Source organism: Streptomyces sp. NPDC047072 (genome assembly GCF_040643855.1).
GTDB lineage: Bacteria > Actinomycetota > Actinomycetes > Streptomycetales > Streptomycetaceae > Streptomyces.
On record NZ_JBEYVC010000047.1, the window covers coordinates 38,680 to 61,315 of the forward strand.

The window sequence follows — 22,636 nt, forward strand, 5'->3', positions numbered from 1 at the left end:
CGGCGGAGGGCGGGTGGCGAGCGGGTGAACACCGGGTCAGGCTAAAAGGGGCGAATCTTGACCGCCCATTGACCGCTCAGGTGACGGAAGTTGTCCGGACGGGCTCAGCTCAGCAGGGCGCGCCCGTACCAGTCCGCCGCATCCCGTACGCCGGGCAGCGCGAAGAAGTAGCCGCCGCCGAACGGGGATATGTAGTCGACGAGCGGTTCGCCGGCCAGCCGCTTCTGCACGGTCTCGAACTGCCGGGCCAGGTCCTGCTGGTAGCAGGAGAACAGCAGGCCCATGTCGAGGTTGCCGTTGCCGTCCATGCCCCGGTCGTAGTTGTAGGCGCGGCGCAGGATCCGCTGGTCGGCGGTGGCCGTGGTGCGCGGATTGGCGAGCCGGATGTGCGCGTCCAACGGGATGACGTCACCCTTGGGATCGGCCGCGTAGTCGGGGGTGTCGTGCTCGGCGTCGCCGTCCAGCGGTGCCCCGGACTCCCGGGACCGGCCGAACATCCGCTCCTGCTCGCTGAGCGAGACCCGGTCCCAGAACTCCACCAACATCCGGATGAGCCGGACGACTTGATAGCTCCCGCCGACCGCCCAGTCGGGCTCGCCGGACCCCTTGCCGACCCACACCAGGCGGTCCATCTCGCGGGCGGTGGTCTCGGGGTTGGCGGTGCCGTCCTTGAAGCCCAGCAGGTTGCGCGAGGTCCCCGACGGGCGGGGCGGGCTGCTGAAGCCGTCCAGACGCCAGCGGACCTGCATGCCGCCCCGCGTGTGCCGGGCGATGTCCCGCAGGGCGTGCAGCACGGTGTCCGTGTCGTCGGCGTGCAGTTGGAGACTGAGGTCGCCGTGGCACCACTCGGGCCTGAGGTCGTCGTCGGGGAAGGCGGGCATGGCGGTGAGCCGTCGCGGCACCGACTTCGCCAGACCGAACCGGCCGTCGAACAGCGAGGCACCGACTCCGACGGTCACCGCGAGTTCGCCGGACGGCAGTTGCTCCCCGAGCACGCCCGAGTCGGCGGGCGGTCCGGTGATCCCGACAGGGTCGGGCGTCCCGCCCGTGGTCAGGAAGCGGGCGCGGTCGGTCAACGTGCGCAGCAGGTCGGTGAGTTCGGCCCGGCTCTCGGCCGTGATGTCGAAGGAGGCGAACACGGTCGTCCGGCGGGGCGGCGCGATCGCCGACCGCTGATGGACACCGTGGAAGGGCGCGATGCTCCCGCTGACCGCGGAGGCGGGGGCGGCCGCACCACCCGCCGTCAGCCCCGCGCCCGCGAGAGCGGCACCGCGCAGGAACCCGCGCCGACCGACTCCGCCCGGCCGTCCGGTCGTACTCACACCGTCCTCCGCGGATCGCACAGGGTCGCCACCGAGGCCAACCGCTCCACCAGATCACCCAGAACGGCGTTCACGTCCTCGCGCTGGGTACGGCTGAGTCGGTCCAGCGGAGTCCATCCGGAGCCGTGCCGGAAGCCGTCGAGCCTGCGCCCCGCCTGGTCCAACTCGCCCTCCAGGCCGGCGAGATCGGCGTACCGGGTGGCGAGCAGCGGCCGCAGCCGGGACAGGACCTCACGGGTGCCGTCCAGATTGGCGCGGGCGGTGGCCAGGTTGCTGCCGCTGCCGTAGTCGGTCCGCCCGGTCAGCTCGAACTGCACGGTGTTCTCCAGGATCTCGTGCGCCCGCAGCCCGAGTTGGGCGGGGTCCATACGGGTCTGCGCCCAGCTGTCGCGCAGCGAGGTGACCGCCTCTACGAGAGCGTCGACCGGGGCGCGCAGTGTGGTGGCGGACTGGCCGTGCCACAGCCCGTACTCGATGCGGTGGAAGCCGGTGAAGTCCTTGTCGCGCACCCCGCCGGCCAGCCCCGCGTCGGTCGCGTTGATCGCCGCGTCCGCGTCCCCGAAGGCGTCGTAGGCGGCACCGAGCCGCTCGTACTCCAGATGCGCGGGCAGCCAGTCCGTCCGCGCCCGGGCGAGATCCCCGCGGTCGATGTCGTCCCGCAGCCGCGACGTGAGCCGTACGACCTCGGCGAGCCCGTCTCCCACCCACTTCTGGTAGGCGAGCGCGGGCGGAATCAGGTCGTGCTCGGTGATCGGCGCCGCCGCCGGACCCCTCTTCCCGGTGGCGATGCGGACCGTGGGCCCGGTCACCGCGTCGGCGTCGTCCGGGACGCACTTGAAGGCATACGACCCCTTGCCGACGCGAACCGTCAACTCCCGTGTCGTACCGGGCCCGATGTCCTCGACCTCGCCGTAGACGGCCTGGCTCGCCGGATCCTCCAGGAAGACTTCTGCGGCCCCGTCGGACGGGTTGTGCAGGTCGAACACCTGGACACCGGAGACCGGGCTCGTCCACCCGCGCCCGCAGTGACCCGCCGACACCTCGACGGTGGTGTGGGGCATCCCGTCGGAGGCGGCGCGCGCCGGACGTGAGCCATGAGTGAAGGCCACCAGGGCGGCCGCGAGGCACACGAGGACGACACCCGTGACGCCCCACAGACGCGGCGACCTCCAGGTGAGGCCGGACAACACCATCCGGGGCCTCCCGGGGTCGTACCGTAAGCGATCACCTCATGCTAGGCAGCCCCCAGCACCCGGACGACCGTCCAGAGGAACCCATGACCAAGAGTTCCCTCCGGGTTCACCGACGATTCGGAGGGAACCGTTCCACGACCGGCGGGCATCTGGCATCCCGTGTTGATGTTGCTGTTCGGGTTCGTTTTCCTTCTCGGGTGGGCGGCCGCCCTCGCCGCGCTGGTGCGCGCCGTCGTGGTGCTGGTCCGCATCCGGCGGGTGGACTGGGTCCGGGGCCGGGGGAATCCGGCGGTACGACTGCTGCTGCCGACGCCCGCCTTCCGGCGCCTGGACGTCGCGCTCGCCGTGACGGCTCTCCTGGCCGACCTGTGGCTGATCTCGACGGCGATCGTGTTCGGGGTGGACGGCGTCTTCACCGAGGGCTGGATGGGCCACTCCGGCATGATGGACCCGACCGGACAGAGCTACCAGGCCGACGTCGTGAACGTGCTCGACACGACGGCGTGGTGGACCTTCGGGACCGCGGTGCTGTGCCGCTGCTGGACCACGGCCGCCGTACAGATCTGTGTCCTCCCGGCGGCGGCCTGGTGGATCGGCTCGTTCCACACCTACTACAACTGACGCCCACCGCGTACGGAGAACCAGCGCGCCACGGCCGCGGTCACGACGGCGGCCACGACGAGGTACAGGCCCAGGCGTTGGTCGGGCACGGCCGGCGACCACACCCGCCAGGCCGACGCGGTGTAACTGTCGGCCGCGAGGTAGGCCCCGTACACCCTCGGCGGGTCGGCCTGGCCCCGCAACCACAACAGGGCGCCGATGACGGCACAGGTCGCGGAGACCGTGTACAGGACGACGGAGCCGCGCGCGGGTGCGCTCACGGTGCTTCCCCCTTCTCGATGACGCGATGGTGGAGGAATTGTCGCCACCGGAATCGGGGGCCGGTTCACCGGGGTCGGCCCGCGCGTGTGTCACTCGGTACTGCGCAGCGCGTCCCAGGTGTCGTGGGCCACGACCCCGTCGGCGTCCAGCCCCCGGTCGCTCTGGAAGGCGCGGACCGCGGACTCGGTGTCCGTCCCGAACTCGCCGTCCACCCCGCCGCCGCCCACGCTGTACCCCCGCTTGACCAGCATGCACTGCACCTGCTCGACCTTGCTGCCGCTGTCGCCGAGACCCGTGCGGCCCTTGCCGTTGTAGTACGTGCAGTCGGTGAGCCAGGGCGTGCCGTCGGTGTCCGTGGACGGGCTGTCGGTGGACGGCGTGGGGGAGAGGGACGCGCCGGGAGCGGAGGCGCTGTCGTCGCCCGAGCCCGAGCCCGAGCCCGGGGTCGCCGGGTCGCCGGCGGTCCCCGGGGCCGTGGACGACGAAGCGGCCCCGGTCCGGCCCTCGGTCTCCAGGTCCGCGGCGCCGTCCACGTCCTGCTGCGTCCGGCCGGTCGTCCCCGGGGACTCGGGCCCGGCGGAGATGCCACGGGGCGCGGATCCGATGCCCCGCAGCCCACCGGCGCCCGGAGTGGCGGTCGCGGGGGCGTCCGGTCGCAGGAGCACCAGAGCGACCGCGACCGCGGCACAGACCGCGAGGGCGACCAGGACCACCGGTAACGGCCTCCTCCGTACCCGCGTGAAGACCTCCGCGAGCCCCGACAGCCGTACCGAGGACGTCGCCATGGGATCGCCGACGGCGTCCTTCTCCGGCTCCGATACGGGTACGGCGGCCGGTGGTACGGGCTGGGCCGGTGGCGTCACCTGGGCGGGCGGCATGACCGGCGGGGTCCGCAGGCCGGGCATGTCGGCCACCGGCAGGAGGTGCAGCCCCTCGTACGCCCGCTGCCGCGCCAGCACCTTGCCGCCCAGCGGCTGCGGCCAGTCGGCCGGTACGGCACGCGCCCCGGCCGCGTCGATCAGCTCCTGCGGAGTGGGCCGCCGCGCGGGCTCCTTCGTCAGACAGGCGGTCAGCAGCGCACCGAGCGCGGGGTCGGCCGCCGAGATCTCGGCGAGCACCTCGGGGTTGGGGTCCTCGAAGGCCACCCGGTGCATCACGTCGACGCCGGTGCCGTCACCGAACGGGGCACGCCCCGCGGCCGCGTAGACCAGCGTCCCGGCCAGCGAGAACACGTCCGACGCCGTGTCGGACACACCTTCCCTCAGGTGCTCGGGCGACATGTAGGCCGGTGTCCCCACCCGGTTGCCCGTCCCGGTGATCGCGCTCGCGTCCGCGGCCTTGGAGATGCCGAAGTCGATGACGTGCGCGCCCCGGACGGTCAGCAGCACGTTGGACGGCTTCAGGTCCCGGTGCACGATCCCCTCGGCGGCCAGATGGGCGAGCGCCCGCCCCAGCTCCGCCACCAGCCGCCAGACCGCGGCCGCCGCCAGGGCACCGTCCTCCCGTACGGCCTCCGTCAGATCGAAGCCGGGGAGGTACTCCGTGGCCATCCACAGCAGTTCGTCCTCGAAGCCCGTACCGCACAGCCGCGGCGCGTGCGGGGTGCGCAGCCGGGCGTGGACCGCGGCCTCGCGTTCGAACCGGCGCCGGAACCGCGGATCCTCCGCGTACTCCGGCCTGATCACCTTCACCGCGACCAGGCCGGGACCGTCGTCCGCGGGCCGCGCCAGATAGACCCGCCCCATGCCCCCGCTGCCCAGCAGTGCGACAGGTACATAGGGGCCGACCCGCCGCGGGTCGCCGAGCCGCAGCGGTGAGGCGCCCGTCTGCCGCAACGCCGCCGTCGCGTCGTCCGCCGGCAGGGGCCGCTGTTCCGACAAGAAATCCCCCGAAGTCACTTTCGATGCACGCCAGTTCGCCCCCCGTGGAAGACGAGGCTAGCCCCAGCCCGCACATGTGTTCAGCCAATCGGCGACTTCCGCCGTCACTTCCAGTCGTACGCGTACGCCGCGACCCAGGTGATGTCGAGCTGCGCGCTGCTCCCCGGGGCCGCTCCGGGCCCCTCCAGCGCGCTCTCGTTCTGCAGCACCCAGGACAGCGGCCGGCTCGGCACCTCGCGGGTGTCGTGCCCGATCTGCCGGCCGTCGACGAAGAAGCGCACGTTGCCGGGGGTCCACTCGGTGGAGACGGTGTGCCACTCGGTCCAGTCGTCGGCGCCGGGGAAGTAGCCCTGCTCACCGCCGCCGCAGGGGTGGTGGAAGGCGGTGAGGTCACCGGTCCAGTTGCCCTCGGGATGGTCCATCTCGCAGCCCCCGCCGTAGTGCAGCCAGGCGGACTTGTAACCGGGAGCCGGCTTCACCACCTTGATCCGGGCGCTGTACTTGCCGTACTTCATGTCCATCACCGCCCGCGGAACCACCGCCGAGGCGTGCACGGGTCCTCCGTCGGCGGGCCGCCACATGCGGATGGACATCCGCCCGTCGCCGTTCTCGGCCGGACCGACGCTCACGGTGTCCTCGGGGTGGTAGACACCCACCACGTCCCGCCCCCGGCTGTTGGCGGTGTCGAGCCAACCCGTCGGATACGCCCACCAGTTGTCGCGGTACTTCCCGCTCAGCCCCGCGCAGTGGGCGCCCGAGGTCTCGATGTTGTGCGCGCAGTCGCTGAACGCGCCGAGCGGCACCCGGTCGCCGTTGAAGTCCTCCGCGAGCACCTGCCAGAAGGGCCCGCAGTCACCGCGGGGCAGAGCCGCGCTCACCGTACGACAGGCGTCGGCGGCGACGGGGGCTCCGTCGGCCCGGGGGAACCCCAGCAGCACGCCCGCGATCATGAGGGCCACGGACACCACCAGGATCCGCCTGCCGTGGGGATGGCGCCGCGCCGCGTGTGCACCCATCTGGAGGCTCCCTCGTTCCTCGGTTCCGCCGGTGCGTCCTCCGAAGGAGCATCCTCGCGCGGGTGTGGAGACGGAGTCAGCCCCCGGGACCCCGCGGGATGCGGAGGAAGGCGCTCCACGGCCTCGCGCCATAGGCTCGCTGTCGTAGGCGCAGCAGGTCGTACGCGAAGCAGGTCGTACGCGAAGCCAGTCGTATGTGAGGGACGGGAGACGGCAGTGCCCGGAACGATGGTCGCCGAGGTGATGGCCGAGCTGGCCGCCCTCGAGGACCCGAAAGCGCGCGCGGTCAACGAGCGACACGGCGACGACCACGGCGTGAACCTCGGCAGGCTGCGCGCACTGGCCGAGCGCCTGAAGACCTAGCAGGACCTCGCCCGGAGCCTGTGGGGGACCGGCGACACCGCGGCCCGTCTGCTGTCCCTGCTGATCTGCCGGCCCAAGGAGTTCGGCCGCGACGAACTGGACACCATGCTGCGCGAGGCACGCGCACCCAAGGTGCACGACTGGCTCGTGAACTACGCGGTGAAGAAGAGCCCGCACGCCGAGGAACTGCGCCTGTCCTGGTCGGCCGACCAGGATCCCGTGGTCGCGAGCGCGGGCTGGGCCCTGACCACGGAACGCGTCGCGAAGAGCCCCGAGGGTCTGGACCTCGCCGGACGCCTCGACATCATCGAGTCGGAGATGAAGGACGCCCCCGACCGTCTGCAGTGGGCGATGAACCACTGCCTGGCGCAGATCGGCATCTCCCACGCCGAGCACCGCGCCCGGGCCGTGGAGATCGGCGAGCGGCTGGAGGTCCTGAAGGACTACCCGACGCCCCGGGGCTGCACGTCTCCGTTCGCCCCGGTCTGGATCGCGGAGACGGTGCGTCGGCAGGGCGGCACGACGGCGCCCTGAGTCACTCCGGGTCAGCCGACCTTGCCGACCGGGCTGATCTCCAGCTTCACGCTGTCGCTGCCGTCGGAGACGGGCAGGCTGCCGGCCGGCCACTTCAGGGTGACGCTCTTGGTCTCGTTCGGCGGCGTCACCACGAGGTCGGTCAACTGCACCCCGGAACCGCCGCTGTTGTTGTACGGGAACGTGATGTTGAAGGCGGCGCTGTCACCGTCCGCGAGTATCTCGGAGAGCGGCTTCTCGCTGTTGCGGGTCACGGAGAGCGTGTCGCCCTGAGCGGTCTTGAGGTCGACCCCCGCGAACCCGTAGATGCGGCAGTCGCGGCCCCCGCCGTTCTTGAAGGAGACGGTGACGACACCCTCGGTCTTGTCCGTGGTGTTGTCGCTGGCGTCGACCTCCAGCTCGTCGGTACGGCAGATGCCGGCCTTGCCGCTGCCCGTGTCACCGGTACTGGTACCGGCGCTGGCGCCGGCGCTCTGGCCCGCCTGCTCCGACGCGCCGGCGCTGCCCGGCGTGGCCGTCGCTTCGGTGGGGGCCGCCTGCGCGCTGTCGGACGCGTTGTCGTCGCCGTTGCAGGCGGTGAGCGAGAGCGCGGCGACGAGGCCGATGACAGCGGCGGCGGCCTTGCGGGTGTGCAACATGATTCCCCCGTGATGCGGAACGGTCGGTGAGGTCCGGATGACTCCGTGGTGCGGGCTCCTTTGTACCGGCCGACCGGTCACGAACAGTTGATCATGATGTGCGGGTTCTGCAACAGCGATGATCACGTGAGGCCGAAAACCGGCGCCGTGGGTTCCGATTTGCCCGACCGGCACGACCAATTCCAGCCGTTACCTTGACGCTCTCATGACAATCGGTCGGAGGCGGTGTCACTCTTCTCCAGTCATTCACAGTTCCTTGACAGTTTCACCACGCGGCGCAGCCGTGTGTTCCCACCCCCCACCTCCTTCCACCCGCATGCCGTGCAGCGCACCGGACCGGCGTACCCCGCGGGTCCGTCTCGTCCACGGCCCCCACCACGGGCCGCCCGTCGTACCGAAGGAGCCCCCGTTGTCCCTGCACCACCGCGCCCTCGTGCGGAGCAGACGCACGACCGCCCTCGCCCTCACGGCGATAGGTTCGCTGCTCGCCCTCGCCGCCCCCGGCCTGGCCACCGCCGCCCCGGCGCCCGCGAAGATCACCGCCAGTCCTCGGGCGGGCGCCGCCCAGACCGCCCTGACCCCCGCCCACCGCACCGCCCTGATCAAGAGCGCCCAGTCCGCGGCGACCGGCACCGCGCAGCGCATCGGCCTCGGCGCCAAGGAGAAACTCGTCGTCAAGGACGTCGTCACCGACGCCGACGGCACCACGCACACCCGCTACGAGCGCACCTTCGCAGGACTCCCCGTCCTCGGCGGCGACCTCGTCGTGCACGACGACAGCGGCCGTACGACCGTCACCAAGGCCAATTCGGCGCGGCTCACGGTGCCTTCGCTCACCCCGAAGCTCACGGCCGGCGCGGCCACCGGCAAGGCGCTGGCAGCCTCGAAGGCGGACCGGGTCGAGGGCGCCGAAGTGGAGAACGGCTCCCGCCTGGTCGTGTGGGCGGGCAGCGGCAAGCCCGTGCTGGCCTGGGAGACCGTCGTCGAGGGCGTCCAGCAGGACGGCACGCCCAGCGAACTCCAGGTCGTAACCGACGCCGCCACCGGCAAGGAACTCCTGGCCGCCGAGAAGGTGCACACCGGCGAGGGCACCGGCCAGTTCGTCGGCACGGTCCCGCTCGGCACCACCCCGTCCGGATCGACGTACCAACTCGTCGACCCCGACCGTGCAGGTCACCGCACGTACGACCTCAACCAGGGGACGTCGGGCACCGGCACCCTCTTCACCGACGACAACGATGTCTGGGGCGACGGGCTGCCGTCCAACCGGCAGACCGCCGGCGTCGACGTGGCCTTCGGCGCCGCGGCCACCTGGGACTACTACAAGGAGACCTTCGGCCGCAACGGCATCCGCAACGACGGCGTCGCCGCCTACAGCCGCGCCCACTACGGCAACAACTACGTCAACGCCTTCTGGCAGGACTCCTGCTTCTGCATGACGTACGGCGACGGCTCGGGAAACACCCACCCGCTGACCGCACTGGACGTGGCCGCCCACGAGATGAGCCACGGCGTCACCGCCGCCACCGCGGGCCTGGTCTACTCGGGCGAGTCCGGCGGCCTGAACGAGGCGACCTCCGACATCTTCGCCGCCGCCGTCGAGTTCCACGAGAACCTCGCCGCCGACCCCGGCGACTACCTCGTCGGCGAGAAGATCGACATCAACGGCGACGGCACCCCGCTGCGTTACATGGACAAGCCCTCCAAGGACGGGGACTCCAGGGACAGTTGGAGCTCCACCCTGGGCGGCATCGACGTCCACTACTCCTCCGGCCCCGCGAACCACTTCTTCTACCTGCTCTCCGAGGGCAGCGGCGCGAAGACCGTCAACGGCGTCTCCTACGACAGCCCGACCTCCGACGGCCGGCCCGTCACCGGCATCGGCATCGAGAACGCCGCCGCCGTCTGGTACCGCGCGCTGACGACGTACATGACCTCGACGACCAACTACGCGGGCGCCCGCACCGCGACCCTGTCGGCCGCCGCGGACCTGTTCGGCGCCTACAGCCCGACCTACCTCGCCGTCGCCGACGCGTGGGCCGCGATCAACGTCGGCAACCGCATCGCCCTCGGCGTCAACCTCGCGCCGGTCGCCGACCAGATCAGCGGGGTCAACCAGGTGGTCAGCCTCCAACTGGACGCCTACACCACCAACTCCGGCTCCGCGCTGACCTACGAGGCGACCGGCCTGCCGGACGGCCTGACCCTCAGCCCGAGCGGTCTGATCAGCGGCACCCCGACCACCCTCGGCACCGGTGACGTCACCGTCACGGTGACCGACGCCACCGGCGCGAGTGCCTCGGACACCTTCAGCTGGCAGATCGCCTACGTCTACGCCAACGCCACCCGCGTGGACATCCCCGACAACGGGGCCGCCGTCGAGTCCCCGGTGACCATCACCGGCCGCGACGGCAACGCCTCCGCGACCACCACGGTGTACGTCAACATCGTCCACACCTACCGCGGTGACCTGACCGTCGACCTCGTCGGCCCGAACGGCACGGTGTACTCCCTCCTCAACCGCAGCGGCGGCTCCGCCGACAACGTCGACCAGACCTTCACGGTCGACGCCTCCGCCCAGCCGGTCAACGGCACCTGGAAACTCCGCGTACAGGACCGGGCGTCCATCGACGTCGGCTACATCGCCCGCTGGCAACTGACCCCCTGACAAGTCATCACCTCGCCGCCCTGGTCCCGCGGGACCAGGGCGGCGCATTCGCGGCACGGCGCCTTTCCTCCCGGCTCCCCGAAACCGGATACCTTGCCCGGATGCCCCCGCCGAACCTGCGCCACGCCGTCCGCGCGATCGTCCTGGACGAGGACGACCGCATCCTGCTCTGCCGCTTCGTCTTCCCGGAGCCGCCCGGCACGATCACCGTGTGGGCCGCACCCGGCGGCGGTGTCGAACAGGGGAGACCCTGCTGGAGGCCCTGCGCCGGGAACTGCACGAGGAGATCGGCCTGGTCCTGGACACCGACCCCCCTCACGTATGGCACCAGGAAGTCGTCGCTCCGGGGCACGCCGAGGGCTACGACGGCGTGGTCAACGACTACTTCCTCGTCCGCACCGCCTCCTTCCGGCCGCGCGGCGCGATGACGGACGAGCAGCTCGCCGCCGAGAACATCCAGGGCCTGCGCTGGTGGCGACCGCAGGACATCACCGTCTACGGCGGCCCCGACCTGTTCTCGCCCCGCGACCTCGCAACTCCCCTCACCGCGCTGATCACCGAGGGCGTCCCGGCCGACCCGGTACCGCTGGGACTGTGAGCCCGTCCCGGTCCCGGATCCGACTCCTGCGGTCGTGGGTATCGTTATCCAAGCGCTGCCCCCGGCGCCGCTGATCGCCCTTCGCGCGTGTCCGGCCGACCGCACGAGGGCGATGCCGTGAATCCCGGAGAGGGAACGCACCCATGCCCGACCGCCCCCGCAAGCTGCCCTTCGTCGTGTGGGTGCTGGCCGTCGGGACGTTCCTGATGGGCAGCACGGAGTTCGTCGTGGCCGGTCTGCTGCCCGAGGTGGCCGGTGACCTGGAGGTCAGCGTGTCCCGCGCCGGTCTGCTGATCACGGCGTTCGCCGCGGGGATGATCGTCGGACCGCCGGCGATGGCGATCGCGACACTGCGGCTGCCGCGCCGCTCGACCCTGGTCCTCGCGCTGGCCGTCTTCTCCGTCGGCCACGTGGTCGCCGCACTCAGCTCGTCGTTCACGGTGGTGCTCGTCTCCCGCGTGGCGACCGCCCTGGCGACCGGCGCCTTCTGGTGCGTGGCGACCGTCGTCGCGGCGAGCGCGGCCGGTCCCGCGGCCACCTCCCGGGCGCTGGGTTTGCTGATGGGCGGACTGACCGTGGCCAATGTCGTCGGAGTGCCGCTGGGGGCCTGGCTGGGACATGCCTCGGACTGGCGGGGCCCGTTCTGGGTGCTGGCGGTTCTGTCAGCCTGCGCCGCGGCGGTCGTCGGGAGGTTCATCCCCGACGAGCCGGAGCGCCGACCCCCGTCCGTGCGGGCCGAGTTCGCGGCGCTGCGACAGCTGAGGGTGTGGCTGGTGCTCGGTTTCATCGCCCTGCTCATGGGCGGCGTCCTGGCGACCTACAGCTACATCTCCCCGCTGCTCACCGACCGCGCCGGTGTCCCCGTCGACGCCATCCCCCTGGTACTGGCCGGCTACGGCGTGGGCGCGGTGCTCGGCACGGCGATCGGCGGTCGGGTGGGGGACGCCCGGCCGCTCGCCACGATGATCGGGTCGGCCGGATCGGCCACCCTCGTCCTTCTCCTGCTGGTGCTCTTCTCCACCGGCCCGGTGCCGACGGTCGTCCTCTCGGTCCTGCTGGGCGTGACCGGCTTCGTGGCGACCCCGGTGCTCGGCGCGCTCGTCGTCCGCTTCGCCTCCTCCGCGCCCACCCTCGCCTCCGCCCTGAGCAGCGCGGCCTCGAACGTGGGTGTCACCCTGGGCTCCTGGATCGCCGGCCTCGCCCTGACCTCGTCCCTGCGGGAGGCAGGGCCGGCCCTGGTGGGCACGGTGGCGGCGGCCCTGACCGCCGTACCCTTGACAGCCCTCGCCCTGACCCGCGCTACGCATGATGAGGCCCCCGCGCTCAAGGCACCGGACGACTCGTGTCCTGGCCCGCTCCGGGAGTCAGCAGGGTCCTGAGGGCGCGTTGCGGGGACCGCCCGGAGCTCGAAACCGCACACGCCGGGGGCGTAGTGCTGGCCTTGCTGTGGCCGGAGCCCGCCCCCGCCCCGCTGGTTCGCCTGACCAGACCCGCCGGTAACGCTGCCTTACGCGGCCGCCACTGCCTCCGCCCCGCCCCACCCCGTCAGACGACGATCACCTCCACCCCGCCCTCGCGGATCTGCTCGATCACCTCCACCGGCGCCTCGCTGTCGGTGATGAAGCAGTCCACCGCGCTCAGCGGGCAGATGCGCGCGAAGGCCCGGGTGCCGAGCTTGCTGCTGTCGGCCACCACGACCACCCGCCGCGCCTGGCGGGCCATGAGCTGGTTGATGTGCGCCTCGTCCTCGTCCAGGGCCTTCGCGCCCGAGCGGGGATCGAAGGCGTCGACACCGAGCACCGCCACGTCCAGGTCGACCTTGGAGAGGGTGTCGTAGGCGAGCGGTCCGGTGAGTTCGAAGGACTGCAACCGCGAAACCCCGCCGGTCATCACGAGTTTGACGTGCCGTCGGACGGTCATCTCGCTCGCGATGTTGATGGCGTTGGTGACGATGGTGATCTGCTCCGGCCCGGCCTCCCCCTCCGGCGGCTGGCGTTCGGCGATCGCGCGGGCGACCTCGGTGGTGGTCGTACCGCCGTTGATGCCCACCACGTCGCCCGGACCGACCAGCGCCGCCGCGGCCTGGCCGATGCGGATCTTCTCCGAGCCGCGGGCGGCCCGGCGGTAGCGGATCGGCAGGTCGTAGTTGACGGTGGTCGCCACCGCCCCGCCGCGCGTACGCGTCACCAACTGCTGTTCGTGCAGGTGGTTGAGGTCCCGCCGGATCGTGCTGGGGGACACCCCGAAGCTGCGGGCGAGACCTTCGACGTCCACATGCCCCTCGCTCGCCATGGCGTCGAGCAGGGCGTTCATCCGCGCGTAACGATTCACGACGCCGATCTTAGCAGAAATGCTCGAAACTGCTCACAGAATCCTCTGTACGACCACTAACGAGCATTCTATGGTCATCGAAAACCACGACAGGCGGGGGCTGGTCGGCGGTAACGACAGTCTTGAAGCAGGGAGTTGTGCGGTGCTCGGAACAGGCAAGGCAAGAAGACTGGCGGTCGCGGCGGTGTCCACGGCCCTGCTCGCGTCGGCGACGGCGTGCTCCAGCGGCGGCTCCTCGTCCGCCGACGGCGGAAAGGTGACGCTGAGCTACGGCGTCTGGGACACCACGCAGGTCCCGGCCATGAAGAAGATCGTCGCCGCCTTCGAGAAGGCCAACCCCGACATCACCGTCAAGGTCCAACTCACGCCGTACACCCAGTACTTCACCAAGCTCCAGGCCGCAGCCACCGGCGGCCAGGCACCCGACGTGTTCTGGATGAACGGCCCGAACTTCCAGCTGTACGCGTCCAACGGCGTGATCAGGCCGCTGACCGACCTGAAGACCGACACCTCCGTCTACCCGTCCTCCCTGGTGAAGCTCTACCGGTACAAGGGAGTTCAGTACGGACTGCCGAAGGACTTCGACACCGTAGGCCTCTGGTACAATAAGAAGCTCTTCAAGGCCGCCGGCGTCGCCTACCCGACCGCCTCCTGGACCTGGAGCGACTTCCAGCAGGCCGCCGCGAAGCTCAGCGACCCCGCCAAGGGCGTCTACGGCGTGGGGGCCACGCTGGAGGGCCAGGAGAACTTCTACAACACCGTCTTCCAGGCGGGCGGTTCGATCATCTCCGCCGACGGCAAGAAGTCCGGCTACGCCGACGCCAAGACCATCAAGGGCCTGGAGTTCTGGACCGACCTGATCTCCAAGAAGCAGTCTCCGAACCTCAAGCAGATGACCGACACGCAGCCGTACGCGATGTTCCAGTCGGGCAAGCTCGCCATGTTCTGGGGCGGTTCCTGGGACGCGGCGGCCTTCGGCTCCAACGCCGCCACCAAGACGGACGCGGACGTCACCGTGCTGCCCGCGGGTGAGAAGCGGGCCACCGTCATCCACGGTCTGGCCAACGTGGTCTCCGCGCACACCGCGCACGTCGCCGAGGCGGAGAAGTTCGAGGCGTTCCTCGGCTCCAAGCAGGCCGCCGACATCGAGGCCGCCACCGGCACCGTCATCCCCGCCTACAACGGCACCCAGCAGGCGTGGGTGAAGGCGCACCCGCAGTACCACCTGCAGAGCTTCCTGGACGAGCTTCCCTACGCCGTCCCGCTGCCGTCCTCCGCCAACACGGCGGCCTGGAACGCCCTGGAGCTGAGCAACCTCACCAAGGCGTGGAACGGCACCGAGTCCACCGCGGCGGCCGCCAGGACCCTGGCGACGCAGATGGACGCGGCCCTCGCCAAGGAGCCCAAGTGACCATGGCGGCGCCCAAGTCCGCCGACGCGCCGGCCCCCACGGCCGCTCCGAGCGACTCCTCCGCCGAGCGGCGGCAGCGGAGACAGCGGCGGCAGTGGCGGCCGTGGGAATCGTGGGGGTCCGCCGCCGCCCGGCGGCGCCGGGCGAACACGCTGTGGGCGGCCTTCTTCCTGGCCCCCACCGCGATCGGGCTCGGGGTCTTCTACCTCTGGCCGGTCGTGCAGACCTTCTACTTCAGCTTCACCGCCTGGGGCCCCTTCGGCGGCCACACCTGGACCGGCCTCGCCAACTACCGCCGTCTCGCTCACGATTCGGAGCTGCACCAGGCACTCGGCAACACCCTCTGGTACTGCCTGTACGGCCTGCTCGGCATCCCGGTCTCGCTGGTGGTGGCGGTGCTGCTGAGCCGCCCCGGCCGCAAGGGCGTCAGCGTCTACCGGACGCTGATGTTCCTGCCCGTGGTGACGATGCCCGTGGCGGTGGCCATGGTGTGGCGCTGGCTGTACAACGGCGACTACGGCATCATCAATTACCTGCTCGGCAAGATCGGCATCCACAGCCGCTACTGGATCGACGACCCCCACACCGCGCTCGTCGCGGTCGCCCTGGTCGCGATCTGGACCACCGTCGGCTACAACCTGATCATCCTCATGGCGGGCCTGCAGTCCATCCCCCGCCACTACTACGAGGCCGCCGCGCTCGACGGCGCGGGCCCGGTGCGCCAGTTCTTCTCGCTGACACTGCCGCTGCTGAGCCCCACCCTGTTCTTCGTCAGCGTCCTGTCGGTCATCAGCTCATTGCAGAGCTTCGACCTGGTCTACGCGGTGATCGGCAAGACCAACCCGGCGCTGCCCCAGGCCCGCAGCGTGGTCTTCCTCTTCTACCAGGACGCCTTCGTGAACAACGACCGGGGCTACGCGGCGGCGATGGCCTTCCTGCTGCTGATCGTCGTCGCCGCCGTCACCGGCCTGCAGTTCCGGCTCCAGAAGAGGTGGGTCCACTATGTCTAGCGCACGTATGTCTGGCGCACGACCGCGCTTCCGGCCGGGCTCGATCGGCGCCCACACCTTCCTGGTCGCCGCCGTGCTCGTGTTCGCCGGCCCCTTCGTGTGGGAGCTGCTGACCTCGTTCAAGAGCCTCGCCGAGTCCACCCACGTCCCGCCGACCCTGCTGCCCTCCTCCTGGCACACCGGCAACTACTCGACCGTCTTCGGGCAGATCCCGTTCGGGCGGATGATGTTCAACAGCGTCCTGAACGCCGTCGCCCGCACCCTCGGGCAGCTGCTGTTCTGCTCCATGGCCGCTTACGCGTTCGCCCGCCTCGAATTCCCGGGCCGGCGCGTGCTGTTCGGGCTGTTCCTGTCGGTCCTGCTCGTCCCGAGCCAGCTGCTGGTCATCCCGCAGTACCAGGTGATGCAGAACCTGCACCTCCTCAACACCCTGCCGGCCCTCTTCCTGCCGGGCATGTTCAGCGCCTTCGGCACCTTCCTGCTGCGCCAGTTCTTCATGGCGCTGCCCGCCGAACTGGAGGAGGCGGCACGCCTGGACGGCGCGAGTCCGCTGAGGATCTTCTGGAGCATCATGCTCCCGCTGGCCCGCCCCGGCCTGATCGCCCTGAGCATCCTCACGATGATCTGGTCCTGGAACGACATGATGTGGCCGCTGATCGTCAACTCCGACACCGACAAGATGACCCTCAGCGTGGGCCTGCTGGCCCTCATCGACCAGGTCATCACCAACTACCCCGTGATGATGGCCGCCGCACTGCTGGCCACCCTCCCGGTGATCGTGGTCTTCGTCGTGCTCCAGAAGCAGGTCGTCGAGGGCATCGCCCTGTCCGGAACGAAGGGCTGAGCCGTGACGGAACTGCGCATCGGTGTCGTCGGCGTCGGCCAGCGCGCCCTGCTCGCGACCCTCGCCCACCGCCCCGGCACCTCCCGGGTGGTCTCCTGCGCCGACCCCGACCCGCGCGCGAGGGACCACGCGCGGGAGATCTTCGGGGCCGAAACCGCCGTACACGATCGCTACGAGGAGATGCTGGACGACGGCCTCGACGCGGTGTTCGTCCTCACCCCCGACGACCGGCACGCCGAGCCCGCCCGCCGCTTCCTGGAGGCCGGGGTCGCCGTCTTCGTGGAAAAGCCCCTGGCGATCACCGTAGAGGAGTGCGACGACGTCCTGGCCACCGCCGCCCGCACCGGCACCCGGCTCTACGTCGGCCACAACCTGCGTCATCTGCCCGTCCTGCGGAGGATGCGCGCCCTGATCGACGACGGCGCCATCGGGCAGGTCCGCGCGGTGTGGTGCCGGCACTTCGTCGGGCATGGCGGTGACTACTACTTCAAGGACTGGCACGCCGAACGCGCCCGCACCACCAGCCTGTTGCTCCAGAAGGGCGCCCACGACCTGGACGCCGTCCACTGGCTGGCGGGCGGCTACGCGCGCACGGTCACCGCGCTCGGCGGGCTCACCGTCTACGGCGCCAACCCGCGCCGGGACACCCCGACCGAGCAGCGCGTCACCGAGTGGTTCGACCGGTCCGTGTGGCCGCCGTCGACGCTGACCGACCTCAACCCGGTCGTCGACGTCGAGGACCTCAGCATGATGCTGACCCGGCTCGACAACGGCGTCCTGACCAGTTACCAGCAGTGCCACTACACCCCCGACTACTGGCGCAACTACACGGTCGTCGGCGACGCCGGCCGCATGGAGAACTTCGGCGACGGCATCGAGGGCGACCCGGCGGTCGTCCGGGTCTGGAACACCGGCCGCTCGGGCTACCGCGCCGACGCCGACCTGACGATCGAGGTGAGCGCGGGGGACAGCGCCCACGGGGGCGCCGACGCCGCGCTCGTCGCCGAGTTCCTGCGCTTCGCCGCCGTCGGAGGACCCACCGACACCTCGCCGGTCGCGGCCCGGGAGGCGGTCGCCGCGGGGGTCGCCGCCGCCCACTCGCTGCGGGCGGGCGGGACACCCGTGGAGGTCCGCCCGCTGACTCCGGAGCTGGCCGGGTACTTCGCCGCACACCAGAAGAAGCAGTAGGGCTTTCACCTTCTGCCGGGCCCGCAGCGCGCCCGGCCGGGCCGGCACGCCCGGACCCGCTCACCGACACCCCTCACACCCAAGGAGCACACCCATGTCGTTCATCGGCGAGGAGATCGCCCGTCAGCCCGCCGCCTGGCGCAAGGCCGCCTCGGCCGCCACCGCGGCGAGCACCCTGCTGCCGGCGCCCGGAGAACGGGTCGCCGTCATCGGATGCGGCACGTCCTGGTTCATGGCCGAGGCCTACGCGACCCTCCGCGAGACCCGCGGACTGGGGGAGACCGACGCCTTCGCGGCCTCCGAGTTCCCGCACGGCCGCGACTACGACCGGATCGTCGCGATCTCCCGGTCCGGGACCACGACCGAGGTCCTCGACCTGCTGACGCGACAGCGCGGCCGGCGGCCCACCGTGGCCCTCACCGCCGACACCACCACCCCGATCACCGAGGCCGCCGACCACGTCGTGGACCTCGGCTTCGCCGACGAACGCTCCGTCGTCCAGACCGTCTTCGCCACGACCGCGCTCACCGTGCTGCGCGCCGGCCTGGGCGAGCCCGTCGCCGCGCTCGCGGACGCCGCCGAGGCCGTGCTCGACGAACCGCTGCCCGACGCCTGGGTGACGGCGGAGCAGATCACCTTCCTGGCGCGCGGCTGGGCGCACGGCATCGCCCGCGAGGCCGCGCTGAAGATGCGCGAGGCCACCCAGGGCTGGACGGAGTCCTACCCGAGCATGGAGTACCGCCACGGCCCGATCGCCATCGCCGCCCCCGGCCGCCTGGTCTGGCACTTCGGCCCCGACGCCGACGGCCTGCGCGAGTCCGTGGCGCCCACCGGCGCGCTGTTCGTCCAGTACCCCGAGGACCCGCAGGTCGACCTCGTACGCGTGCACCGCCTCGCGGCCGAGACCGCCGCCCGCAAGGGCCTCGACCCCGACCGGCCCCGGGCACTGACCCGGTCCGTGGTGCTCGGCTCATGACGGGCGACGGCTATGTCGTGGGCGTGGACGTCGGCGGTACGTCCATCAAGTGCGCCCTTTTCACGCCGAGTTGCCGCCCGCTGTACGAGCACCGGCGCCCCACTCCGCGCGGCGCCGACGAGGCCGTGGCCGAAGTGCTGGACGCGGTACGTCTGTTGACCGCAGAGGGTGAACGACGGTACGGCACCGGACCGCTCGCCGTGGGAGTGGCCGTGCTCGGTCTGGTCGACGAGGCCACGGGCGTCGCGGTGCGCTCGGCGGCGACCGGTTGGCGGGACGTCCCGCTCGCCGCCCTTCTGCGCGGGGTCACCCCGGCCCCGGTCGCCGTCGGCCAGGATCTGCGGGCCGGCGCCCTGGCCGAGGCGCGACTCGGCGCGGGCCGGAACCTCCCCGGGTTCCTGTTCGCCGCCATCGGCACGGGAGTCGGCGGTGCGGTCGTCCTCGACGGCACCCCCCTCACCGGCTCCTTCGGCCGCGCCGGGGAGATCGGCCACCTCCCGGCCCGCGGCGCCGACGGCCCCTGCGGCTGCGGCGGACGGGGCTGCGTGGAGACGGTCGCCGCCGCCCGCGCGCTGAGCGCCCGCTACAGCGCCCTGACCGGTCGTACGACCGATGCGGCGCACGTCGCCGAGGCGGTCCGGGCCGGCGACCCGGCCGCAACGGGCGTGTGGGACACCGCTGTTGAGGCGCTCGCCTCGGCCTTCGGCACGGCGGCCCTGCTGCTGGACCCGGCCGCCGTCGTGATCGGCGGCGGAGTCGCGGCCGCCGGCGACCTGCTTCTCACCCCCCTCCGCGCCGCGTTGGCCCGGCACGTCCCGTTCGGCCCGCTCCCGCCCCTGCTCCCCGCCGAGTTGGGCGACCGCGCGGCACTGTACGGAGCCGCGCTGCTGGCGGCGGAGGCGCACGCCCTCACTCATCCCGTCCCGAACTCCCGGAGCGTCCAGCCGTGTTGACCCCCACCGCCGACCTGATCGCCGAGGCGTACGCCGCCGGGACCGGCGTCGGAGCCTTCAACGTCCTCACCCTCGAACACGTCCAGGCCGTCAGTGCCGCCGCGGAACTGACCGGCCGGCCGGCGATCCTCCAGATCAGCCACAACGCCGTGCGCCACCACCACGACGACGTCACCCCGCTGGCCGACGCCGCGCTCGCCGTGGCACGCCAGAGCAAGGCGCGCCTGGCGCTGCACCTCGACCACGTGGAGAACGACGACCTGCTGCACCGGACGGCCGACTGCGGGGCCAGTTCCGTGATGTACGACGCCTCGCGGCTGTCCGACGAGGAGAACGTCGCCGCGACCCGGGCCGCGGTGGAGTGGGCCCACGCCCAAGGCCTCTTCGTCGAGGCCGAGTTGGGGGAGATCGGCGGCAAGGGCTCGGCACACACGCCGGGTGTCCGCACCGACCCGGAGCAGGCCGCCGCGTTCGTCGCGGCGACCGGCGTGGACGCGCTGGCCGTCGCGGTCGGCAGCAGCCACGCCATGCGCACCCGCAGCGCCGAACTCGACCTGGACCTCATCGCCCGGATCCGCGCCGCGGTCCCGGTGCCGCTGGTCCTGCACGGATCCTCCGGGGTCCCGGGCGAGGTGCTGGGCGCCGCCGTCGCCCACGGCATGACCAAGATCAATGTCGGGACGCTGCTCAACGTCGCCTTCACCGGAGCGGTCACCGCGACCCTGCGCGATGCGCCCACCACCGTCGACCCGCGCCGCTACCTCGCCGCCGCCCGCGAGGCGGCGACCACGGTGGTGGCGGACTGCCTGCGCGCCACCACCGCGTGATCCGGCGTCGGCACCACGCCCGCACTCCCAGATCCCGCACCGGCCGTACCCCACCAGCCCCCACGCACCGCCACCCCGCGTATCCGGAGGGAACATGATGTCCACCACAAGACCCGGCCTCCGCGCCCGAGTCCGGCGCCTGGCCGGCACCGTCGCCGGAGCCCTGCTCCTGCTCGGCGCACCCGCGACGACGACCGCCGCCCACGCGGCCACCACCCCCAACCTGGGCCAGCACATAGGCGTCCCGGCCTACATCCCGACCAGCGACACCACCTCCTGGACCGAGATCACGGGCGCCGGATCCGGCCTCGGGGTGGCCATCGCCAACCCCGCGAGCGGTCCCGGCTCCGCCGTGGACTCCGGCTGGAAGAGCGTCATCGACTCCGCCCACGCCAACGGCACCAAGGTCATCGGCTACGTCGACTCCGGCTACTTCGGCTTCACCGGCCGGCAGACCGCCGACGGCAAGACCGACGCCACGGCCTGGCTGGTCCAGGCCGAGCAGCAGGTCAACAAGTGGTACTCCTACTACGGCGATTCGGTCGACGGCATCTTCTTCGACGACGGCGAGAACGTCTGCGGCCCGACCACCGACAGCACCGAGTACGTCGACCTCTACAAGCAGCTCAACGCGTTCGTGCACCACACGCACCCCGGCTCCCTCACCGTGGTCAACCCCGGTGTGGCCGTGCCCGAGTGCTACGAGGAGGCGGCGGACGTCATCGTCACCTTCGAGGGCTCGGAGGCCGACTACCTCAACCCCAGCACGGCGTTGGCCCCGGCCCAGTGGCAACTGGACGGCGACCCCGACCAGTTCTGGAACATCGTCTACAACGTGTCCCAGAGCGACCTGCCCACGGTCATCGCCACGTCCAAGCAGAACAACTCCGGCTACTTCTACGCCACGGACCGCACCCTCGCCTCCAACCCGTACAGCGCCATGCCCAGTTCGAGCTACTTCAGCAGCGAACTGTCCGGCATCGCCGTGACCGACACCCAGACCCCGGTCACCCCGGACGCCCCCGACACCACCTACGTCGGCGGCACCACCGTCTCCCTGAGCTGGCCCGCCGACGACACCGGCACCGCGGTCGCCTACGACGTCTACGCCAACGGCGCCAAGGTGGGCTCGGTGAGCAACTGGTCCCCGGACACCCAGGAGTTCGACGTCACCGGGCTCACCCCGGCCACGTCGTACACCTTCACCGTACGATCCCGTGACGTCGCCGGAACCCGGTCCGCCGCCAGTACCGGCACCACGGTCACCACGGCGGCCGCAAACTCCACCGTGCCCACCACCCCGGGCAGCTTCACCGCGACCGGCGTCAAGGCCGCCAGCCTCACCCTGAGTTGGACCGCCTCCACCAGCTCCGACGACCTGGCCTCGTACGATGTCTACGCGAACGGCAGCCACCTGCTGACGCTGAGCCCGTCGACCACCAGCGTCTTCCTCGGCAGCCTCGAACCCGGCACCACCTACGCCTTCACGGTCAAGGCCACCGACGACTCCGGCGCCGTCTCGGCCGCCGCCGGACCGCTGTCGGTCACCACCCTCACCCCCGCCGACGGCGTCACGTCCCCGTCCGTGAGCATCACCTCCTCGACGGCCACCTTCCAGGCCCAGTACAACCTCCCGTACACCTTCGAACACGTCTTCATCGACACCGACAACAACGCCTCCACCGGCTACTCCCTCACCTCCGGGTCCACCACGATCGGCGCCGACTACCTCATCGAGAACGGCTCCCTCTACGCGCACTCCGGCGACGGCTGGTCCTGGGGCATCGTCAGCGGCGTCGACCCGCTGGTATCCAGCACCGACGGCCTCTACGTCTGGCAGATCCCGACCAGCACGCTCGGCCTGACCACCGGCAACACCGTCGCCGCCGTCTTCCACGGCACCGGCGGATACACCGAGGCGTACAGCTCCGCGGTGACGGCCACCGTCGGCTGACCCCACCGAGGAAGCCCTTGTCGTTGACCCAGCCCGACGCGGAGGACG

Annotated in this window: 19 protein-coding genes and 1 pseudogene; 13 read left to right on the forward strand and 7 right to left on the reverse strand. The window is 71.4% G+C overall.

Annotated features, from left to right (window positions below):
* Positions 1-104 precede the first annotated feature (104 nt).
* On the reverse strand, positions 105-1,322 hold the full coding sequence (gene efeB, locus ABZ896_RS21545) for an iron uptake transporter deferrochelatase/peroxidase subunit (protein ID WP_360931252.1): 1,218 nt from the start codon (positions 1,320-1,322) through the stop codon (positions 105-107).
* A complete protein-coding gene (locus ABZ896_RS21550) occupies positions 1,319-2,515 on the reverse strand; it encodes an EfeM/EfeO family lipoprotein (protein WP_360931255.1) in 1,197 nt (398 codons plus the stop codon). The genes efeB and ABZ896_RS21550 overlap by 4 nt, the downstream gene beginning before the upstream one ends.
* Before the next feature lie 165 nt (positions 2,516-2,680).
* Between ABZ896_RS21550 and ABZ896_RS21555 the strand changes: the two genes are divergently transcribed.
* Positions 2,681-3,136, forward strand: a complete 456-nt coding sequence (locus ABZ896_RS21555; protein ID WP_360931258.1) for a hypothetical protein — start codon at positions 2,681-2,683, stop codon at positions 3,134-3,136.
* Here the strand turns inward: ABZ896_RS21555 and ABZ896_RS21560 are convergent.
* The 3 genes from ABZ896_RS21560 to ABZ896_RS21570 all read right to left on the reverse strand — a co-directional run bounded on the left by ABZ896_RS21560 (position 3,127) and on the right by ABZ896_RS21570 (position 6,293).
* Entirely contained in the window at positions 3,127-3,396 is a 270-nt protein-coding gene (locus ABZ896_RS21560) for a hypothetical protein (protein ID WP_360931261.1), read from the reverse strand. The genes ABZ896_RS21555 and ABZ896_RS21560 overlap by 10 nt on opposite strands.
* Before the next feature lie 90 nt (positions 3,397-3,486).
* Entirely contained in the window at positions 3,487-5,277 is a 1,791-nt protein-coding gene (locus ABZ896_RS21565) for a serine/threonine-protein kinase (RefSeq protein WP_360931264.1), read from the reverse strand.
* Positions 5,278-5,381: 104 nt separating this feature from the next.
* Complete coding sequence (locus ABZ896_RS21570; protein WP_360931267.1) at positions 5,382-6,293, reverse strand: glycoside hydrolase family 16 protein; 912 nt, start codon at positions 6,291-6,293, stop codon at positions 5,382-5,384.
* A 228-nt stretch (positions 6,294-6,521) separates the two neighbouring features.
* Here ABZ896_RS21570 and ABZ896_RS21575 point away from each other — a divergent pair.
* Positions 6,522-7,190 (forward strand): annotated as a pseudogene (locus ABZ896_RS21575) (DNA alkylation repair protein).
* An 11-nt stretch (positions 7,191-7,201) separates the two neighbouring features.
* Here the strand turns inward: ABZ896_RS21575 and ABZ896_RS21580 are convergent.
* Entirely contained in the window at positions 7,202-7,828 is a 627-nt protein-coding gene (locus ABZ896_RS21580; protein ID WP_360931270.1) for a DUF4232 domain-containing protein, read from the reverse strand.
* A 409-nt stretch (positions 7,829-8,237) separates the two neighbouring features.
* Between ABZ896_RS21580 and ABZ896_RS21585 the strand changes: the two genes are divergently transcribed.
* The 3 genes from ABZ896_RS21585 (at position 8,238) to ABZ896_RS21595 (ending at position 12,473) form a co-directional block, all read left to right on the forward strand.
* The gene (locus ABZ896_RS21585; protein WP_360931273.1) at positions 8,238-10,496 is read left to right on the forward strand and encodes a M4 family metallopeptidase; all 2,259 of its coding nucleotides are present in this window, start codon (positions 8,238-8,240) and stop codon (positions 10,494-10,496) included.
* A gap of 211 nt (positions 10,497-10,707) precedes the next feature.
* Positions 10,708-11,094, forward strand: coding sequence for an NUDIX domain-containing protein (locus ABZ896_RS21590; protein WP_360931275.1), 387 nt, complete (start codon positions 10,708-10,710; stop codon positions 11,092-11,094).
* A gap of 143 nt (positions 11,095-11,237) precedes the next feature.
* Positions 11,238-12,473: an MFS transporter gene (locus ABZ896_RS21595; protein ID WP_360931278.1), complete on the forward strand. Its 1,236-nt coding sequence runs from the start codon at positions 11,238-11,240 to the stop codon at positions 12,471-12,473.
* A 166-nt stretch (positions 12,474-12,639) separates the two neighbouring features.
* Here ABZ896_RS21595 and ABZ896_RS21600 read toward each other — a convergent pair whose 3' ends face one another.
* Positions 12,640-13,425, reverse strand: coding sequence for a DeoR/GlpR family DNA-binding transcription regulator (locus ABZ896_RS21600; protein ID WP_360931281.1), 786 nt, complete (start codon positions 13,423-13,425; stop codon positions 12,640-12,642).
* Between the two features lie 142 nt (positions 13,426-13,567).
* Between ABZ896_RS21600 and ABZ896_RS21605 the strand changes: the two genes are divergently transcribed.
* The 8 genes from ABZ896_RS21605 (at position 13,568) to ABZ896_RS21640 (ending at position 22,588) form a co-directional block, all read left to right on the forward strand.
* A complete protein-coding gene (locus ABZ896_RS21605; RefSeq protein ID WP_360931284.1) occupies positions 13,568-14,836 on the forward strand; it encodes a sugar ABC transporter substrate-binding protein in 1,269 nt (422 codons plus the stop codon).
* 2 nt (positions 14,837-14,838) lie between these two features.
* Positions 14,839-15,846, forward strand: coding sequence for a sugar ABC transporter permease (locus tag ABZ896_RS21610; RefSeq protein ID WP_360931287.1), 1,008 nt, complete (start codon positions 14,839-14,841; stop codon positions 15,844-15,846).
* Positions 15,847-15,853: 7 nt separating this feature from the next.
* Positions 15,854-16,690, forward strand: coding sequence for a carbohydrate ABC transporter permease (locus tag ABZ896_RS21615; protein ID WP_360931290.1), 837 nt, complete (start codon positions 15,854-15,856; stop codon positions 16,688-16,690).
* Positions 16,691-16,693: 3 nt separating this feature from the next.
* Positions 16,694-17,878, forward strand: coding sequence for a Gfo/Idh/MocA family oxidoreductase (locus tag ABZ896_RS21620; protein ID WP_360931293.1), 1,185 nt, complete (start codon positions 16,694-16,696; stop codon positions 17,876-17,878).
* Positions 17,879-17,972: 94 nt separating this feature from the next.
* Positions 17,973-18,854, forward strand: a complete 882-nt coding sequence (locus ABZ896_RS21625) for an SIS domain-containing protein (RefSeq protein ID WP_360931296.1) — start codon at positions 17,973-17,975, stop codon at positions 18,852-18,854.
* The gene (locus ABZ896_RS21630) at positions 18,851-19,807 is read left to right on the forward strand and encodes an ROK family protein (protein WP_360931299.1); all 957 of its coding nucleotides are present in this window, start codon (positions 18,851-18,853) and stop codon (positions 19,805-19,807) included. Before ABZ896_RS21625 ends, ABZ896_RS21630 begins: the two co-directional genes overlap by 4 nt.
* The gene (locus ABZ896_RS21635) at positions 19,801-20,634 is read left to right on the forward strand and encodes a class II fructose-bisphosphate aldolase (protein ID WP_360931302.1); all 834 of its coding nucleotides are present in this window, start codon (positions 19,801-19,803) and stop codon (positions 20,632-20,634) included. Before ABZ896_RS21630 ends, ABZ896_RS21635 begins: the two co-directional genes overlap by 7 nt.
* Before the next feature lie 97 nt (positions 20,635-20,731).
* Positions 20,732-22,588 carry a spherulation-specific family 4 protein gene (locus ABZ896_RS21640; protein ID WP_360931305.1) on the forward strand — a complete coding sequence of 619 codons (1,857 nt, stop codon included), beginning with the start codon at positions 20,732-20,734 and terminating at the stop codon, positions 22,586-22,588.
* Positions 22,589-22,636: the final 48 nt, after the last annotated feature.

What these genes read in the sequence shown, in the direction of transcription:
- ABZ896_RS21550 (WP_360931255.1), bottom strand. Translation starts at nt 2,515, where the DNA reads ATGGTGTTGTCCGGCCTCACCTGGAGGTCGCCGCGTCTGTGGGGCGTC.
- ABZ896_RS21555 (WP_360931258.1), top strand. Translation starts at nt 2,681, where the DNA reads ATGTTGCTGTTCGGGTTCGTTTTCCTTCTCGGGTGGGCGGCCGCCCTC.
- ABZ896_RS21570 (WP_360931267.1), bottom strand. Translation starts at nt 6,293, where the DNA reads ATGGGTGCACACGCGGCGCGGCGCCATCCCCACGGCAGGCGGATCCTG.
- ABZ896_RS21580 (WP_360931270.1), bottom strand. Translation starts at nt 7,828, where the DNA reads ATGTTGCACACCCGCAAGGCCGCCGCCGCTGTCATCGGCCTCGTCGCC.
- ABZ896_RS21595 (WP_360931278.1), top strand. Translation starts at nt 11,238, where the DNA reads ATGCCCGACCGCCCCCGCAAGCTGCCCTTCGTCGTGTGGGTGCTGGCC.
- ABZ896_RS21610 (WP_360931287.1), top strand. Translation starts at nt 14,839, where the DNA reads ATGGCGGCGCCCAAGTCCGCCGACGCGCCGGCCCCCACGGCCGCTCCG.
- ABZ896_RS21615 (WP_360931290.1), top strand. Translation starts at nt 15,854, where the DNA reads ATGTCTGGCGCACGACCGCGCTTCCGGCCGGGCTCGATCGGCGCCCAC.
- ABZ896_RS21625 (WP_360931296.1), top strand. Translation starts at nt 17,973, where the DNA reads ATGTCGTTCATCGGCGAGGAGATCGCCCGTCAGCCCGCCGCCTGGCGC.
- ABZ896_RS21630 (WP_360931299.1), top strand. Translation starts at nt 18,851, where the DNA reads ATGACGGGCGACGGCTATGTCGTGGGCGTGGACGTCGGCGGTACGTCC.
- ABZ896_RS21640 (WP_360931305.1), top strand. Translation starts at nt 20,732, where the DNA reads ATGTCCACCACAAGACCCGGCCTCCGCGCCCGAGTCCGGCGCCTGGCC.